Origin of the sequence: Streptomyces ureilyticus (assembly GCF_011045025.1) — a bacterium.
GTDB classification, from domain to species: domain Bacteria; phylum Actinomycetota; class Actinomycetes; order Streptomycetales; family Streptomycetaceae; genus Streptomyces; species Streptomyces ureilyticus.
Genome location: NZ_JAAKZX010000434.1, coordinates 1 through 2,065, shown reverse-complemented (window position 1 = coordinate 2,065; position 2,065 = coordinate 1). Strand labels below are relative to the sequence as shown.

Sequence of the window (2,065 nt, the reverse complement as noted above, 5' to 3'; positions counted from 1 at the left end):
GGCCCTGCTCGCCCTCGCTCGCCGACGCCTCAACGTCCTGTGGGCCATGATCCGTGACGGACAGTGCTACCAAGGTTCACCTCCCGTCACAGCAGCGGCTTGACATCACGATTGGGAAGTCCTTTCGTCAGTCGCGCCGTAGCTTTCCTTCGCGGATCAGTACGGCGATCATGGCGGCGAGCTGCTCGGTGAGGATGTGAGCCGCCTCGGTGCTGAGCATGGTGGAGTTCGGATCGGTGTACTCGCGGAGCAGGGTGGCCAAGCGTGCTTGAGCCGATGCGGTCGGGCGCGGCACGTGCACCCAGACCCGGGCGAACAGTGGCGCCAGATCGAGGTTGCTCGCCAGGATCGACGGATCATTGATGTTGTCGACCGATTGCTGCACCGCCCGCCGCATGATCGTCAGGGTCTGCGGCGTGAGGTGCTCGTCACCGGTCAGTGTCCAGGTGCCGCCGTCGGCGTCGTTGGTCACCTCGACGCCTTCGCGGTTGAGCCGGTCATGCAGAGCCTTGACCACGAAGTTGCCGATCTTCACCGGTTCCTGGGTCGCGGCCTCGACCAGCAGGCTCTTGAACCGGCTGACGCTGTTGATGTTCGGTCGCCAGGGGAAGCAGAAGCCATTGCTGCACAACTGGTAGTCGACGGTCTCGAGTTGGCTGAACTGGGCGGCGACGTCGCCGACGAAGGCTGCCTGTGCGACACGTCCGAAGAACGCGTCCGCGGCCGCGTTCAGTACCGAGCCGGCGAAGAAGTTCGTCCGGAAGAGGTCGACCATCGCTTCCTTGTTGATCAGGTGCCCGGCGGCGAACGCGTCGGTGAGGAAGTGGTCGCCAAAGGCATTGATGATCAGCGGGAACTCCGGCAGGTACGACTGGTTCTGGTTCTCCGGCAGGGCCGCGAGCCGTTGCGCCTCGTCGATCGCCCGCCGGTGATGGGTCTGCCACGCCTGCTGGTTGTTGCCCTGGGCACCGGCTGCCTGCGGTCCGCCGGGTACCAGGGAACTGGGGGAGAAGTGGTCGTAGTTGTCCTCGGCCAAGGTGAGATATCGGTTGGTGGTCGCGGTCTCCCAGTCGGTGGTGCTGACCTTCTGGCCACGCTTGTCGCGATAGAAGGCGGTGCTCCGGTCGACGAGCGTCTTCACCTTGGCGAGCTCACTCGGGTCGGCCGCCATCAGCTGATCGACGGAGGCGTACAGGTCGGGCAGCGCGACGATCTGCCCGTACGACAAGGCCAGACCGGGGTTCGGCCCGACCCGCAACTGGCCGACGTACAAATCGCCACCGGCGAGGACGTGCTCGCCGGTGTCGTACATCGGCCGGCTGCCTCGCCACTCGGTCAACGCGAGCTGGTCGACCGGTGCGCAGGTAGCGTGCCGACCGGGCATGTCCAGCCAAGGGCCGGGTACGCCGTAGCGCGGCGACGAAGGCGAGGGCGGGGTGTGCTCCTGGGCGATCGTGTCGAGGTCGCGGACGAAGTCGGCGCTGCCGACCGGTGCGGTCGCCGCTCTCGACTGCGGCCTGGCCGTGGCGGGTTTGGGTGCCTTCGCCTTCAACTCGGCGATCCGGTCGAAGTCGGTGAATTTGCGCTCGACGTCGACGGTGCCGAGGTCGTAGGAGTTGGCATAGGCCATGCTCTGCGCGATCCGGTCGAAGATCGCCTGGCCGTTGGCCTCGTCGGGCAACGGCATGACTGGTGGCGGCGTCGCTGGTGCTGGCTGGGGTGGCGCCGGGGCGGGCGTGCCGGGAGTGGGCCGACTCTCCATCCGCTTGGTGGCGGGGTCGTACTGCTTCTGACCGGACAGGATCGCGTGCATGTCGGCGACAAGGTCGTCCTCGGTCACCGGTCCGGTCGCACGCACCGGCACAGCGGGAGTGACGAGCGCGAGCGCCGCGCCAAGCTCACTCCGCACCGTTTCGACCCCGCCGTGCGCAGCGCCGACGTCGGCGCTGCCGCGAGTCCCGTCGGTCGGGTGCGGGCACCGGTTCGGTGGCGGGTCCGGCCGCCACCGCCTGCGAAGTGCACCGCTAAATCAGCGCCCAGGTAGCGCTCCGCGGCGTCAGCGGCT

The 2,065-nt window shown here is 67.6% G+C and carries 1 protein-coding gene; it reads right to left on the bottom strand.

The features are described 5' to 3' along the window. Positions 1-127 precede the first annotated feature (127 nt). The gene (locus tag G6048_RS47895; protein ID WP_165345869.1) at positions 128-1,909 is read right to left on the bottom strand and encodes a hypothetical protein; all 1,782 of its coding nucleotides are present in this window, start codon (positions 1,907-1,909) and stop codon (positions 128-130) included. Between the last annotated feature and the right edge of the window lie 156 nt (positions 1,910-2,065).